Origin of the sequence: Solwaraspora sp. WMMA2065 (assembly GCF_030345075.1) — a bacterium.
Taxonomy (GTDB): domain Bacteria; phylum Actinomycetota; class Actinomycetes; order Mycobacteriales; family Micromonosporaceae; genus Micromonospora_E.
This window is the reverse complement of record NZ_CP128361.1, coordinates 4,928,999-4,943,759: the sequence shown is the minus strand read 5'-3', so window position 1 is coordinate 4,943,759 and position 14,761 is coordinate 4,928,999. Positions and strand designations below refer to the sequence as shown.

At 71.5% G+C, this 14,761-nt stretch carries 14 protein-coding genes and 1 pseudogene; 6 read left to right on the top strand and 9 right to left on the bottom strand.

Translation table 11 applies throughout. The features are described from left to right. The first annotated feature begins 144 nt into the window (after window positions 1-144). Entirely contained in the window at window positions 145-2,046 is a 1,902-nt protein-coding gene (locus tag O7610_RS22535) for an LppU/SCO3897 family protein (RefSeq protein WP_289211787.1), read from the top strand. After that, the gene (locus tag O7610_RS22530; protein ID WP_281552442.1) at window positions 2,043-3,878 is read left to right on the top strand and encodes an NHL domain-containing thioredoxin family protein; all 1,836 of its coding nucleotides are present in this window, start codon (window positions 2,043-2,045) and stop codon (window positions 3,876-3,878) included. The genes O7610_RS22535 and O7610_RS22530 overlap by 4 nt, the downstream gene beginning before the upstream one ends. 7 nt (window positions 3,879-3,885) lie before the next feature. On the opposite strand, the gene O7610_RS22525 is transcribed toward O7610_RS22530, so the two are convergent. Genes O7610_RS22525 through O7610_RS22515 form a run of 3 tightly spaced genes read right to left on the bottom strand, consistent with a single transcriptional unit; the run spans window position 3,886 to window position 6,186 of the window. Then, the gene (locus O7610_RS22525) at window positions 3,886-4,635 is read right to left on the bottom strand and encodes a LamB/YcsF family protein (protein WP_281552441.1); all 750 of its coding nucleotides are present in this window, start codon (window positions 4,633-4,635) and stop codon (window positions 3,886-3,888) included. Further along, window positions 4,610-5,479: a 5-oxoprolinase subunit C family protein gene (locus O7610_RS22520; RefSeq protein ID WP_281552440.1), complete on the bottom strand. Its 870-nt coding sequence runs from the start codon at window positions 5,477-5,479 to the stop codon at window positions 4,610-4,612. Before O7610_RS22520 ends, O7610_RS22525 begins: the two co-directional genes overlap by 26 nt. Continuing rightward, a complete protein-coding gene (locus O7610_RS22515; protein WP_281552439.1) occupies window positions 5,476-6,186 on the bottom strand; it encodes a 5-oxoprolinase subunit B family protein in 711 nt (236 codons plus the stop codon). Before O7610_RS22515 ends, O7610_RS22520 begins: the two co-directional genes overlap by 4 nt. Before the next feature lie 96 nt (window positions 6,187-6,282). On the opposite strand from O7610_RS22515, the gene trhA reads away from it, so the two are divergent. Continuing rightward, window positions 6,283-6,960: a PAQR family membrane homeostasis protein TrhA gene (trhA, locus tag O7610_RS22510; RefSeq protein WP_278172704.1), complete on the top strand. Its 678-nt coding sequence runs from the start codon at window positions 6,283-6,285 to the stop codon at window positions 6,958-6,960. A gap of 85 nt (window positions 6,961-7,045) precedes the next feature. Here the strand turns inward: trhA and O7610_RS22505 are convergent, their stop codons facing one another. After that, window positions 7,046-7,333, bottom strand: a complete 288-nt coding sequence (locus O7610_RS22505) for a DUF6458 family protein (protein ID WP_281552438.1) — start codon at window positions 7,331-7,333, stop codon at window positions 7,046-7,048. A 116-nt stretch (window positions 7,334-7,449) separates the two neighbouring features. On the opposite strand from O7610_RS22505, the gene O7610_RS22500 reads away from it, so the two are divergent. After that, complete coding sequence (locus O7610_RS22500; protein ID WP_289211786.1) at window positions 7,450-7,950, top strand: SixA phosphatase family protein; 501 nt, start codon at window positions 7,450-7,452, stop codon at window positions 7,948-7,950. Between the two features lie 65 nt (window positions 7,951-8,015). On the opposite strand, the gene O7610_RS22495 is transcribed toward O7610_RS22500, so the two are convergent. The 4 genes and pseudogenes from O7610_RS22495 to O7610_RS30750 all read right to left on the bottom strand — a co-directional run. Next, a complete protein-coding gene (locus O7610_RS22495; RefSeq protein ID WP_123606537.1) occupies window positions 8,016-8,276 on the bottom strand; it encodes a DUF6458 family protein in 261 nt (86 codons plus the stop codon). A gap of 102 nt (window positions 8,277-8,378) precedes the next feature. Further along, on the bottom strand, window positions 8,379-10,238 hold the full coding sequence (locus O7610_RS22490) for an acyl-CoA dehydrogenase (protein WP_289211785.1): 1,860 nt from the start codon (window positions 10,236-10,238) through the stop codon (window positions 8,379-8,381). A 413-nt stretch (window positions 10,239-10,651) separates the two neighbouring features. Continuing rightward, the gene (locus tag O7610_RS22485; protein ID WP_289211784.1) at window positions 10,652-11,764 is read right to left on the bottom strand and encodes a PP2C family protein-serine/threonine phosphatase; all 1,113 of its coding nucleotides are present in this window, start codon (window positions 11,762-11,764) and stop codon (window positions 10,652-10,654) included. 371 nt (window positions 11,765-12,135) lie between these two features. Then, window positions 12,136-12,444: pseudogene (locus tag O7610_RS30750) on the bottom strand (septal ring lytic transglycosylase RlpA family protein); the annotation flags it as partial. Window positions 12,445-12,629: 185 nt separating this feature from the next. On the opposite strand from O7610_RS30750, the gene O7610_RS22480 reads away from it, so the two are divergent. Beyond that, window positions 12,630-13,196, top strand: coding sequence for a phosphoribosyltransferase family protein (locus O7610_RS22480; RefSeq protein WP_475047577.1), 567 nt, complete (start codon window positions 12,630-12,632; stop codon window positions 13,194-13,196). Window positions 13,197-13,236: 40 nt separating this feature from the next. Here the strand turns inward: O7610_RS22480 and O7610_RS22475 are convergent, their stop codons facing one another. Further along, window positions 13,237-13,680, bottom strand: a complete 444-nt coding sequence (locus tag O7610_RS22475) for a hypothetical protein (RefSeq protein ID WP_281552434.1) — start codon at window positions 13,678-13,680, stop codon at window positions 13,237-13,239. 74 nt (window positions 13,681-13,754) lie between these two features. Here O7610_RS22475 and O7610_RS22470 point away from each other — a divergent pair, with 74 nt between their 5' ends. Then, a complete protein-coding gene (locus O7610_RS22470; RefSeq protein WP_289211783.1) occupies window positions 13,755-14,534 on the top strand; it encodes a glycosyltransferase family 2 protein in 780 nt (259 codons plus the stop codon). The last annotated feature ends 227 nt before the right edge of the window (window positions 14,535-14,761 follow it).

Below are 14,761 nucleotides of genomic sequence, written 5' to 3'. Positions count from 1 at the left end.
CCAGCCGGGCCCGCCTGGCCACGGTGGCAGCAGAGCCACCGCAGGTCGGGTGAGCCCGCCCGGCCGGTCCGCCGGTGTCCCTGGTCGACCGACCAGCCAGGTCGGCGGCACCGGCGCGGCTGACATGTCATGGAGGAGGCGCACATGACGTCCGAGGGCACGCAGCATCCTGGCCAGGAGCCGGAGGAGGCGGGTGTCGGCGGACCCGCGCCATACGGCAGCAGCCAGCCGCAACGCGGCGCGGCCCCCGATCCCGGCGACCCGGGTGCCGGACACCAACCCGAGCAGTGGGCACTGGCCGGTGGCGGTTGGCGGACCGGATCCGGCGACCAGCCGGGCGGCGCCGGCTACCCGGCGCCGCCGCCCTACCCTGCCCCACCCGGCATTCCGGCGCCTAGCATTCCGGCGGCCGAGCCCTGGTCGCCCCAGCAAGCCTGGCGGACCGACCCGGAGCGACCCGCGACGCCGGCTCCCGCCCCGCCACCCCCGGCCGTGCCGCCGGCCGCCGCAGGGTTCGGCGAACTACCGCAGCGTCAGCCGGAGCCGCAACAGCAGCCCGAGCCGTTCCGCCGACCGGAAGCGCAGCAGCAACCCGAGCCACCGGAACCACCGCGATTCGCTCCGGGTCCGCCGTCGGAGTCGCCGCGGCCCAGCGGTGCGCTACCTTTCTCGCCGTCCGGCCCGACGCCACTGCCGCCCCAGGAGACACGGGTGCCCGGTGCATCGCTGGCCGCCGCGCTCGGCGGTGCCCCGATGCCGCCCGATCCGCAGCAGGCCCCGCACCCGCCGCAGCAGGCCCCACACGTACCGCAACAACGTGGTCCGTACCCCGAGCCGGCACTTGCCGACGCCCACCCGGGCTTCCCCGGTTCCGGGCAACCTGGCGGCGAAGCCGGCAGCCCGGAGCCGGTCGGCGACCGGCCGGCGCCGACCGCCGGGCCGCCCGTACAGGCTGGTCCCGGAGCCGAGCAGCACCGCCCAGCGGTCGCGGCAACCGGCGGCACGAGCCGAGCGGTAACCGCCACCGCAGCCGTGCCCAGCACCAGCCGGGTCGCCCCGCCGACGGATCCGGCTGCGCTGCCCACCGGTCGGGCACCGGCCCAACCCCGCGTCTACGGCCGGCCGGTCAACAACGCCGAGCCAGCCGCCGAGCAGCACCCCGAACAGTTCGGCCAGCGTCCCCACCAGTCCGGCCAGAACGGCGTTCCGTTCGCACCACCCGGCTCGCCGGTCCCCATGCCGGAGCACAACCCCGGGCTGCCTCCGCTGACACCACGTCGCCCCGGACAGGTCGCGCCTCCGTTCGGTGCCCGGCCGACGCCGGACGGGGCACCGGACGGCGCCGGCCCCGACGCTGCTGCGCTCGCACTGCCGCACCTGAGCGCCGGGGCGCACATCCAGCCCAGCTCACCGCCGGAGTCGGCGCAGGGCTACCGACCAGCCGGTGCGCCGCCGTACGGAGACCTCGTCGACTCCGGCAACGCCGGGGCGGGTCACTGGAACCGCCCCGGCACAGGTGACCGGCAGCACCCGCCCGGCCCCGGCCAGCCAGGAGCTTCACCGGCTGCCGACGGCGCCCCGCCGGCCGGCCAGTGGGGGCCGCCCGATCCGGAGCAGAACCGGTTTGACGCGTTCCGGCCGGATGCAGCAGAACCGGCCGCCGACGAGGCCGAAGCGGAGCCGGCCCCCCAGGTCCGCAACGGACGGGTCCTCGTCGCGGTTTTCGTCGCCGCCGTGCTGCTGGTGGGAATCCCGATGTCGCTGGTCTGGCTCATCACCCGGCCAGGAGATCAGCCGTTCAACCCGGCCGTCGGCGACTGTGTGAAACAGTCGGGCAACACCGCCGCATCGGCCGACTGCGCTGAGCCGGGCGCGTATCAAATCATCGCCAAGGTCGACCAGCTCGACCAGTGCGACGACCCGACCGCCCCGCACATCGAGATCCCGGCGGACTCGGGCCGGGCCCAGGTCCTCTGCCTGCAGGCCGCAGCAACCGAACCGGACCCGGAGGGCAGCGCGGACGTTGGCGAGGAAGCCACCGAGTGACCGCGCCTCGCGTCCGGGCGCCCGAGCTCAACGGTCGACAGTGGCTGAACACCGATGGCCGTGACATCGGCCTACGGGAGCTGCGTGGACGTATCGTCCTGCTGGACTTCTGGACCTTCTGCTGCGTCAACTGTCTGCACGTACTGGACGAACTGCGGCCGCTGGAGGAGAGGTACGCCGACGTCCTGGTGGTGATCGGGATTCACTCGCCGAAGTTCGCCCACGAGCGGGATCCGGCGGCGGTGGCGGCCGCCGTGGAACGGTACGGGGTGAGCCACCCGGTGCTCGACGACCCGGAGCTGGACATGTGGCAGCAGTACGCCGCTCGGGCCTGGCCGACCCTGGTACTGGTCGACCCGGAGGGCTACGTCGTCGCCACCATGGCCGGCGAGGGACACGCCGATGGTCTGTCCAGGGAGATCGACCAGCTGATCCGGACGCACGAGGCGAAGGGCACGCTACGCCGAGGCGACGGCCCGTACCTGCCGCCGACGCCGGCCGACACCACCCTGCGCTTCCCCGGCAAGGCGGTGGCGCTCGACGACGGGGCCCTGCTGGTCTCCGACTCGGCCCGGCATCAGCTGGTCGAGCTCGAACCAGACGGCGAGACCGTCCGTCGTCGGATCGGCACCGGCGAGCGCGGCGGTGCCGACGGATCCGCCCGGTCCGCGACGTTCAGCGAACCGCAAGGTCTGCTCCGGCTACCGGCCGACGTCGCCGCCGTGGCCGGGTACGACATCGTGGTCGCGGACACCGTCAACCATCTGCTGCGTGGCCTGCGGTACGCCACCGGGGAGGTACGCACGGTCGCCGGCTCCGGCCGCCAGTGGCGCTCGACGGTGGACTACCACCCGCACGACGCCCGCGCCGTCGACCTCTCCTCGCCCTGGGACCTGGCCTGGTACGACGGCAAAGTGATCGTCGCCATGGCCGGCATCCACCAGCTCTGGTGGTTCGACCCGGCGACCCGCACCACCGGCATGTACGCCGGCACCACCGTGGAGTCGCTGCGCGACGGCCCGATCCCGGACGTCTGGCTGGCCCAGCCGTCCGGCCTCGCCACCAGTGTCGACGGCCACCAGCTGTGGATCGCCGACAGCGAGACCAGTGCGCTGCGCCGGCTCGCCGACGGCGAGCTGCGTACCGTCGTCGGGCAGGGCCTGTTCGACTTCGGCCAGGTCGACGGCGCGGCGGCCGACGCGCTGCTGCAACATCCGCTCGGCGTGTGCGCGCTCGCGGACGGTTCAGTGCTGGTGGCGGACACCTACAACGGCGCCGTCCGCCGCTACGACCCCGCCACCGACCGGGTGTCCACGGTGACCGACGGTCTGGCGGAGCCGAGTGACGTGCTGGTTACCACGGACGGCACCGTCTGGGTGGTGGAGTCGGCGGCACACCGGCTCACCCGGCTGGCACCGGGTGCCCTGTCGGCGGCCGGCGCCACGGTCGTCGGTGCCCGGCGCCGCGCCGAACGGCCACCGACGCTGATCGCACCGGGTGAACTGTCGCTCGAGGTGGTGTTCACTCCGGCGCCCGGTCAGAAGCTGGATGCCAGTTTCGGCCCGGCGACCCGGCTGGAGGTCTCGGCCGATCCACCGGAGCTGCTGCTCGACGGGGCAGGCAGCGACACCGGGCTGACCCGGCGGCTGGTCATCGACCCGGCGGTGGCCGCTGGCGTGCTGCAGGTGGTCGCCCAGGCGGCGACATGCGACGCCGACGCCGAGCACGCCGCCTGCCACCTGACCAGGCAGGACTGGGGAGTGCCGGTACGGATCGACCCGGCCGGTGCGGGTCGGTTGCCGCTGATCCTGCGCGGAGTCGACTCACACTGACCGTCGGTCAGACGAAGGCGGCGAGGCGTTGACCGTCCGCGAGCAGTGCGGCGCGAATCCGTCCGGCCAGCTCCACCGCGCCGGGCGTGTCACCGTGCAGGCAGATCGACTCGACCGGGCTGGTGACGGTGCTGCCGTCGGTGGCCGTGACGCTGTGCCGCCGGGTCAGGGACACCGCCTGCCCGACGACCTTGTCGGGGTCGCCGAGCAACGCGCCCGGGTCCGATCGGGGCACCAGCCGACCGTCGGGCAGGTAGCCACGGTCGGCGAAACCCTCGCCGACCGCCCGCAGCCCGGCACCGGTGGCGAGCTGCCCGAGGACCGAGCCGGGCAGGCAGAGGACCGGCAGCGCGGGGTCGTAGTCGGCCACTGCGGCGACGACGGCGGCGGCCTGCGCCTCGTCCACGCAGGCCGTGTTGTACAGCGCGCCGTGCGGCTTGACGTAGCGGACCCGGGTCCCGGCCACCCGGCAGAAGCCGTCCAGCGCGGCGATCTGGTAGAGCACGTCGTCGCGCAACTCGTCAAAGCGGTAGTCGATCCGTCGCCGCCCGAAGCCGGCCAGGTCGCGGTAGCCGACCTGGGCTCCGACGGCGACGGCCCGTTCGGCGGCGGCCGCGCAGATCCGGCGCATCGTCACCGGGTCGCCGGCGTGGAAACCGCAGGCGACGTTCGCGGAGGTCACCACGTCCAGCAACACCTCGTCGTCGCCGAGTCGCCAGATACCGAAGCCCTCACCGAGGTCCGCGTTGAGATCCATGGAACCGCACAGTAGTACCGGGCCGTGCCTGGGCCAGCGGGGTGACGTCGTCGACGACACCGACCACCGGGTATCCGCCGGTGGTCGGATGGTCGGCGAGGAAGACCAGTGGCTGGCCGTCGGCGGGGACCTGGACCGCGCCGAGCACCAGCCCTTCGCTGGGGAGTTCGTCGCGGACGGACCGGGTGAGCGGCGCGCCGGTCAGTCGGACACCGATCCGGTTGCTCAACGGGCTGACCTCGTACCCGGTGGTGAGCAGCCGCTGGACCGCCTCGTCGGTGAACCAGTCCGCCCGTGGCCCGAGCCGGACGGCGAGCCGGACCGGAACGACCGGCGCGGACCAGGGCACCGCGTCGGCCGCAGCCCGGCCCAGCGCCGCTGGCGGCGGTGCGGTGCCGACCGGCAGCACATCGCCGTCGCGTACGGTCGGCGGTCCGATGCCGGCGAGCGTGTCGGTGGACCGGCTACCGAGCACCGCCGGTACGGCGATCCCGCCGGCGACCGCGAGATAGCTGCGGACGCCGTACCGGGTCGGGCCGATCTCGACCACGGCGTCCGGTGGTACCGGCGTCGAGGTGAGGAAGCCACCGGACCGGCCGGCGATCCGGACCGTTGCCGGCGCCCCGGCGAGCGCGACCCAGCCGCCGGTGCGCAACCGCAGCGTGCAGCCGGTCAGGGTGATCTCCAGACCGGCGGCGTCGGGCGGGTTGCCGACCAGCCGGTTGGCCAGCGCCAACGCCGGCTGGTCGAGCGCACCGGCCCGAGGTACGCCCAGGTGCGCCCAGCCGTACCGGCCGCGGTCCTGCACGGTGGTGAGCGCGCCGGCCCGGATCACCTCGATCATCGGTCCGCCCCGTTTCCGGCCGGAGCCTGCGGCGCGACCGGCCCGGGTGCGGTGGTCGGCCCGGTGGCGGTCAGCCGGACCCGGGTGCCGGGGGTCAACGTCGCGGGCGGCTCCCGCCCCAGGTCGAACAGCACCAGGTCGGTACGCCCGACCAACTGCCAGCCGCCGGGCGACGCAGTCGGGTAGATGCCGGCATATTCACCGGCCAGGGCAACCGAGCCGGCCGGGACGGCGGGGCGTGGCGTGGCTCGGCGGGACACGCGCCATCGCCTGGGCAGGCCGGTCAGGTATCCGAAGCCGGGCGCGAAGCCGCAGAACGCCACGGTGAACTCGATCCGGGTCAGCTGGTCCACGACGTCGGCGACGGCGACCCCCCACTGCCCGGCGACGTCGGTCAGGTCGGGACCGTCGAACCGGACCGGTACTGTGATCCGCCATCCGGTGTCGTCGACGGCCTCGGCCGCCGCCGGTTGCCAGCCGGCCAGTTGGCTGGCGGTCAGCGCGGGGTCCGGCAGGCCGTCGAGCAGGATGGTCCGGGCTCCGGGGACGATCTCGGCCACCCGCAGGTCGCCGAGTTCACGGCGCCGGCTCAGCTCGGCGCGCCAAGCGTCGACCGGGCCGGGTTCGCTGTCCCCGGGTTGCACGGTGCCAGCCGATGCCGCCCATTCGAGCAGTAGCGCGTGCCGGCCGACCGGAAGTATCCGCATGGGTTCATTGTCGGCCGCCGGACGTCAGCTGGGCAGGAGGCGGACGTGAGGCGACTCACTACCAGCGGGTAACCTACGGTGCCGTAACCTTATCTGGTGACCACCGAAGCGCCCCTTCGCCTCAAGCCGGTCGACATCGGCAAACCCCGGATGCGCGGCTGGCTGCACACGTACGCATTCTTCGTGGCCCTGGTCAGCGGCATCGTGCTCTGTGCACTGGCCGCCACCCGACCCGGCTGGACCGCGCTGGTCAGCTGCGTCGTCTACAGCCTGACGGTGTGCGGACTGTTCGGCACCAGCGCGCTCTACCACCGCCGGGTCTGGTCGGAACGGGCGTACCAGATCATGCGCCGCCTGGACCATTCGATGATCTTCGTCTTCATCGCCGGCACCTACACACCGTTCTGCCTGCTCCTGCTGCCCGGACGCAGTGCCGCCACCCTACTGACCGTGGTGTGGGTCGGTGCGCTGGCCGGGGTGGCGATGAAGCTGATCTGGCCGCATCTGCCGCGCTGGGCCGGAGCCCCGCTCTACATCGCCCTCGGCTGGGTCGCGGTGGTGGTACTACCCGACATCCTGCAGCACGGCGGGGTCACCGCACTGGTCCTGCTGATCGTCGGCGGCGCGGTATACAGCGTCGGGGCGATCTTCTATGCGCTGCGCCGCCCCAACCCGTGGCCCACCGTCTTCGGCCACCACGAGTTCTTCCATGCCTGCACCCTCGTCGCCGCGCTGTGCCATCACATCGCGATCTACTTCGCGCTCTACGCCTGACCCGCCACCACCCCGCCGGGGACCCGGCTCGGGGCCGTCGGAGATCCTGTTCCGTCGGGGGGTGGCGGTCTGCTCGATGTCCGGATCACCGCCGCACCGGGCCACCCGGGCGACGCACCTCCCGGTACTGCTCCTCCACGACCCGGTCCGACTCGACCGGGGCAGCCGGCGCCGGCTCGTCCTGCGCGGTCGGGGACACCACCGTACGGCGGCGGCTCTGCCAGAACCACAACGTCAGGGCCAGCCCGAACACGCCGGCCACCATCAACACCCAGCCGACCGTGGTCAGGTCGAGAAAGCCCAGTTCGGCCTCGACCGCGAAGGCCAGGATGGCGCCCAGGGCGATGAGGAAGATGCTTCCGCCGATGCCCACTTCGTACCTCCTTGGCTGTTGCCGGCACCGTCGTGCCGGCCGGATGCCGCTTGTGAGGTAGCGGCGGGCACGGATGTACCCAGGCGCTTGCGAACTCAATCAGGCAAGCTGCACTGATGACCCGACGCAGCATCGTGCTGCTCCGGCACGCGAAGGCGGAGCAGCCCGAACAGATGGCAGACGAGCAACGCGGGCTCACCCCGCGCGGACACTCGGACGCGGCACACGCCGGGCAGTGGCTGGCTGAACACCAGCTCTGGCCCCAGCTGGTGCTCTGCTCGCCGGCCCGGCGCACCAGGCAGACCTGGCAGGAGGTGGCGGCGGCGGGTCCACCGGCACCCGCCCGGTTCGAACCCCGGTTGTACGGCGGGACCGCGGTCGACCTGCTTGACCTGGTGCGGCAGTTGGACGACTCGGTGTCCCGGGTGTTGATCGTCGGGCACAACCCGACGGTCTCCTACGCCTCGGCGCTGCTCGACCCGATCGGTGCCAGCGACAGCGGACTGCGGACCTGTGGGATCGCCGCTCACGAGTTCACCGGCGAGTGGACGGCGTGCGGACCGCAGGCGGCACCTGCGACCCGCACGTACACCGCCCGGGCAGCTGGAACCAGCTGACCGCGCAGCCCAATCAGTTTGGCGGCGCGGTCAGCTTTGGCGACGTGGTCAGGTTGGCGACGTGGTCAGTTGGGCGGCTGCGGCGGTTCCGCCGGCGGCGGCACCATCTGCGCCGGATGGGCCAGCTTGTTCTCCTCGACGATGACCGTCCGGGCCCGGCGGCGGCGATCGTTCCAGAACCAGAGCACGGTGAGCAGGATCGCCAACCCGGCCAGGATCAGCACCCAGCCCACGGCCCGCACGTCCAGCCACCAGACGTCGGCCCGGACGGCGTACGCCAGGATGGCGCCAATTGCGATGAGGAAGATTCCACTGCCGATACCCATGCGTGCACTCCTTGTGCGGTGGCTACAAGTTGTGCGGTCGCCTGCTGATCTACCCGCCGGGGAGGGCTCGAAACGGCGGCGGCGGAACCTCTGGTTGTCTCCTCAGAACGCGTCCTCGGGTAGGTCCATCAGGTCGAGTCCGGTTCCGGCGATGATCCGACGGTCGGCACCGATCCGGGGCAGCACCTCGCTGGCGAAGAACCGGGCGGCAGCAACCTTGCCCTGGTAGAAGCTCTGGTCGGCGTCGGATACCCCGTCACCGCCCAACGCGGTCAGGGCGACTTCGGCCTGCCGCTGCAGCAACCAGGCGATCACCACGTCGCCGAGCGCCAGCAGCAGTCGCCGGCTGCTCAGACCGACCTTGTACAGCGAGCGCGGCTCGCCGCTCTGCACCTCGCCGAGCCAGCCGGTCATCACGCCGAGGATGTTCTGCACCTCGCCGAGCGCCCGGCCGAGCGCGGCGCGCTCCTCCTTGAGCTGGCCGTTGCCACCTTCGGCGGCGATGAAGGCCTGGATCTCGCCGGCGATCGCCATCAACGACTGGCCGTTGTCCCGTACGATCTTGCGGAAGAACAGGTCGAGGCTCTGGATCGCGGTGGTTCCCTCGTACAGGGTGTCGATCTTGGAATCCCGGACGTACTGCTCCAGTGGGTAGTCCTGCAGGAAGCCGGAGCCGCCGAAGGTCTGCAGCGACTCGTGGCCGAGCAGTTCGTACGCCCGTTCCGAGCCACACCCCTTGACCAGGGGAAGCAGCAGGTCGTTGACCCGCTTGGCGAGCTGCACGGTCTCCTCGTCGCCGGCCGCCCGGGCTACGTTGATCTTGTCCTGCCAGCTGGCCGTGTAGCAGACCAGCGCGCGCAGGCCCTCGGCGTACGACTTCTGCAGCATCAGCGACCGACGGACGTCGGGGTGGTGGGTGATGGTCACCCGCGGTGCCGACTTGTCGGTCATCTGCAGCAGATCGGCGCCCTGGACCCGGTTCTTGGCGTACTCGAGGGCGTTGAGGTAGCCGGTGGAGAGGGTGGCGATCGCCTTCGTGCCGACCAGCATCCGGGCGTACTCGATGATCAGGAACATCTGCCGGATTCCGTCGTGCACGTCGCCGAGCAGCCAGCCCTTCGCCGGCACCCCGTGCTCACCGAAGGTGAGCTCGCAGGTGGTGGAGACCTTCAGCCCCATCTTGTGCTCGACGTTCGTGGCGAAGACGCCGTTGCGCTCGCCCAGCTCACCGGTTGCCCCGTCGAAGTGGTACTTGGGCACGACGAACAGCGACAGCCCTTTGGTACCCGGACCCCCGGCGCCCTCGACACCGACCGGACGGGCCAGCACGTAGTGGATGATGTTCTCGCTGAGGTCGTGCTCGCCGCTGGTGATGAAGCGCTTGACGCCTTCGATGTGGTACGAACCGTCCGGCTGCGGAATCGCCCGGGTGCGCCCGGCACCCACGTCGGAGCCGGCGTCCGGCTCGGTCAGCACCATCGTCGACGCCCACTGCCGCTCGACGAAGAGCTTGGCCCACTCCTTCTGCTCCGGCGTGCCCTCGACGTAGAGGGTGTGCGCGAAGGACGGCCCGGAGGCGTACATCCAGACCGGCGCGTTGGAACCGAGCACCAGGTCGGCCAGCGACCACCACAACGCCCGTGGCGCGTTGGTGCCGCCGAGCTCTTCCGGCAGGTCCAGCCGCCAGAACTCGGCCGACATGAAGGCCTCGAACGAACGTCGGAACTCGGGCGGCAGGGTCACCGAGTGGCTGGCCGGATCGAAGACCGGCGGATTGCGGTCGCCCGGCACGAAGCTGGGCGCAAGCTCCTCACGGGCCAACCGCTCGACCTCGCTGAGGATGCTCCGGGCGGTGTCGACGTCCAGGTCGGCGTAGGGCGCCTGGCCGAAGGTGCGGTCGGCGCCGAAAACCTCGAACAGGTTGAACTCGAGGTCCCGAAGGTTGCTCTTGTAGTGGGTCATCGCGTGGCGGCCCCGCTTCCAAACAGCTGTTACTGGTCAGTAACCATCACTGTATTACTCCCGGGTAGCCAACGACAAGCACGTTGTCTGGCAAACCGAGGACAGCAACGGGGCAGCCCACGGCCCACCAGCCGTCACTTGTCCGGAATACGGTCGTTTTGCCCGGTGCAAGAGGCAGAAATTGGGCAAAACCCAAGAAGCGCCGCAGTTGCCATCAGGAGGCACAGATGTCCGTCACCCGCCTGCTAAACGCACTGGTTGAACCGATCGCCAACCGCCGCTACGTCGGCCGGCACCGGGCCCTCGGCGGCACCAGTTTCCTGTTCGCGATCGCCCAGCCGGCCTGACCTCTCCCAGGTCTCGGCACACCAGCTGTCATCGGGTGCTCCGTCCCGCCGGGGCGGCACGGCCACTCAGCCGCCGGGCGCGCCGACCTCCCAGCTCGGTACGGACGGGGCCGGCACCGCCCCGGAACCCGAGTACTCCATCAGGACCAGGGCGATGTCGTCGTCGAGCCGCCCGTACACCCACTCGACCAACGCCGTCTCCAGTGATGCCAGGCCGTCGCCAACGGTGCCGTGACCCAGCAGCCGCCAGGCCCGGTCCGCGGTGGGGAAGAAGGCACCGTCCCGACGTGCCTCGCCCAGCCCGTCGGTGAACAGCAGTAACCGGTCACCCGGCTCGAGACGTTCGACCCGGGGACGTACCACCGGCATGAACCCGAGCGGCGGCGCCGGAGCCGGCGGTTCCAGCGGGATCACCTCGCCTCGGCGCAGCAGCAACGGAGCCGGATGTCCGCAGTTGACGATGGTCAGCGTTCCGCCGCGCTCCTCGACCAGGGCGGCGGTGACGAAATCCTCGTCGCCCACGCTGCGCGCCACCGCCCGGTCCAGGTCCGCCACGATGGCCCGCAGGTCAGCCCGCTCATAGGCGACGTGCCGGTACGAACCCAGGACAATGCTGGCCAGTCGGACCGCGTCCAGGCCTTTGCCCCGTACGTCCCCAATGATCATGCGTACGCCGTATGGCGTGTCGAGCGCCTCGTACAGGTCACCGCCGATGTCCGCAGCGGCGGTGGCGGAGATGTAGCGTCCCGCCACGGCGAGCGTGCCGACCTGCGGTCCGAGCGGACGCAGCACCGCCTGCTGGGCCACCGACGCCAGCCGCGAAAGCTCAGCGATCTGCTGTGCCTGCCGTTCCCGGATGACCGCGACCGCCGCCGCCAGCCCGGTGGCCAACGCGACACCGACCACGTTCACCGCGGTCGCCAGCGAGAGCATCTGACCGGTCAGCGCGAAGATGCCACCGACCAGGGTGGCCAGCACCCCGGTGGAGAGCACCACCCGCCACGTCGCGAAGGCCGCCGCGAGGAACGGGGCAGCGGCGACCAGACCGACGTAGTTGACGCCGGACCCGTCGGCGATCTCCACCACGGAGACGAGCGCGAGCAGCACGAGGGCCGCGCCGAGGCCGACGCGGGAACCAGCGCTGAGTGGGCGGCGGCCGCCCATCGGGATGATGTGCATGGGTACGCGAAACAGCATGACTCATCAGTGGCGGTGGCCCAACGGAGTTGGCCTGTCGTCTGATCCGGAAATGGCCACCCGGAGTATTGGACAACCTTGGCACCCTGGCTATCCCCCGGGTGGGCGGCGAGCGGTTGCTCAACCTGTGGGCAAACCTGAAAATGGCACATCACGCCGCTGACCAGTGGCTCGACACTGAGTGACAACTCAGCCTTGCGGTCAGTCGCCGAGAATCTCGCAGCGCACCTGCAGGTGACCCAGGTCAAGAGTCGCAATCTTCGCGAAAGCGGCACGGGCCAGGTCGAGGCACCGGTCTGTGGGTTGGCCACCCGCACCTCGGTGCCGAACGGCAGGGTACGGTGCGCGGCGGTCATCCCCGAAGGGTCGAACGCCTCACCGTTCGCGGTGACCTGTCCGCTGGCGTAGTACGACGCACCGCAGGTGCCGCTCTCCACCACCTGGCCACCGGTCTGGTCCCCGTTCTGAGTCGGGGCCGGTTCCGGCGTCGGGGCGGCTCGGTCGGCCCCACGTGCCGCCCGGGTCGACGCGGTCGAGCGGTCCGGGCCCGGCGAGCCGGACGCCGTGGACGGGGTGGTCGTGGACGCCGCAGCCGTGGACGGCACGGCCGTGAACGCCGCAGGCGGTGTCGTCGACGTACCGGCGGTCAGTTCGAACGCCATGGCCGTTCCGCCCGCGAGTACACCGACCAGCAGGATCACCGCCAGCCATGCCGCCAGCCGCAGGCAGGCCGTGCCGTTCAAGTGTGCCCGGCAGATCTACCAGCGAGGACTCCCGGCATACTCGACCGGTGACCGACGCCGCAGGCGCTCACCCACACCGGTCCCGCCCAACCGCGACCGGCGACGTGCCGCAGCCGCCTGCACTCCGGCGGCTGCTGATCGACACCTTCGTCTGGCACGACCCCGGCCCGACCAGCAGCCATCTGGTGAGCGACCTGTCCGGGTGGTGGCGACACCCCCGAATCCTCGCCGGGATCGGCCCGGCCCTCGCCGAGCTGTCCAGCGCCGGCCTGGCCGACGCGGACCGGCCGAGCACAGTGATGACCCCGCAGGTCACCGGGCTGCTTGTCGGCCCGCTGGTGGCGACAGCGCTCGGCGTCGGCGTCGTACCCGCGTACAAGGAGGATCCGCAGCGGACAATCGCAGACGCGACCACCTGGACCACGACGGCGCCCGACTACCGGGGCCGCACGCTGCGGCTCGGTGTCCGTGACCGGCACCTCGGCCCAGGCGACCGGGTCCTGCTGGTCGACGACTGGGTCACCAGCGGCGCGCAGCTGCGGGCCATGGCGCAGCTCGCCGCAGCTCGCGGGGCGGTCGTCGTCGGCAGCGCCGTGATCGTCGCCGACTGTCCGCCCGCCGTCGTCGACGAACTCCGAATCCACAGCCTGATCCACAGCAGAGACCTGTGAACCGCCGGGACGGCGGTCGGGCCCTCGTCGGGCAGAGCGGCTACGGGGTCGCCTCGTGTCCCGGTCGGCCGACGGTACGCCGGGCCTGCTTCATCTCCGCCTCGTGGATGTGCCGGCGGCCGCCCGCCAGCGCGTCACGGGCCGCCCGCTCGACCGCCTGGAAGGTCGCGTAGTAGCCGTCGTCGAACTCCTCGACGATCTGGAACGTCCAGCGGCCCGGCAGGACGTTGCGACCAATCAGCTCCGTCTCGACCCGATCCGCCATGTCCTGGTGACCGGCTCCGCGCAGCAGCTGGACGACCCGGTCCAGGGTCGCGTCCGCGCCGCCGATCAGCTGGTGCATGGAGTAGAGGTGGCCACGGGCCCGGTGCACCGTCTCCAGTGCCTTGCTCAACTCGCCGAGCGCCGCGACCGTTGCGTCGTCCACCCCTCGAGGTCGGGCGTGGTCGGCATCCACAGCCAGCAAATCCTTCGGTTCCGACATGGCACATTCGTACCAGAGACCGGGGCGCCACAACGCTGGGTCAACGATCAACAACCCATAGTAGAGTCGGAGCGATGCGCCGGCCCCCGCAGACCATCTCGGTGGTCACTCCTGTCCATCCCGCGAGCATCCCGTACCTCGCTGACGCGTACGCCTCGCTGCGGGCGCAGCGGATGCCGCCTGGCTGGCAGTGGCGCTGGCTGGTGCAGGAGGACGGGCAGACCGGCGAGGTCGCCGCCGCGCTGCCTCAGGACCGCCGGATCAGCGTCGGCCACAACCGCCCCGGTGGCCCCGGCGTCACCCGCACCATGGCGCTGTCCCGCGCAGACGGGCCGCTGGTCAAGGTGCTCGATGCCGACGACAGGCTGACCTCCGACGCGCTGGCCCGCGACATCGCGGTCCTCACCGCCGACCCGACGGTCGGCTGGACCACCGCGGCGGCGCTCGATCTGCTGAGCGACCACCGCACGGTACGGATGGCCACCGATCCACCGGGCGGCCGGTTGCCCGCCGGTACGGTCCACCGGTGCTGGCAGGAGGACGCCTACCGGCTGCCGGTGCACCCGGCGACGCTGTGCATCCGTACGGACCTGCTGCTGGCCCTGGGCGGCTGGCTGGCGCTGCCCGCCTCCGAGGACACCGGGCTGCTCCTCGCCGCGAGCACGGTCAGCGACGGTCACTTCATCGACGAGCCGGGGTTGCTATACCGGAAGTGGCCCGGGCAGGTGACCAACCAGCAGGCCCACTGGTCCCCGACGGAACGGGCCGACCGGATCCAGGTGATCGAAAGCCGGGTCGCCGCGCTGGCGCTGCTGGGTATCGGCCCGACGTCGTCCACACCGCAAGGTCGGTGACGATGCGCGGCGGTCGTTGCACGCAGTGCAACCCCATCGGGCCAGGGTCGCCTGTTCGGCCTGATGCCAGAGGTGCATCAGGATGCACCTGCGGCATCACGTGTGCGGAGGCATCTTGGGTCCCCGGGCGGGCAGCTCTGGCAGCCAGCCGACAGACCAAGGACGGTACGGCGCTCACGTCGCAGCTGGAGAGCGAACTGGTCGCAGAAGCCGAGCGCGGGTACGAC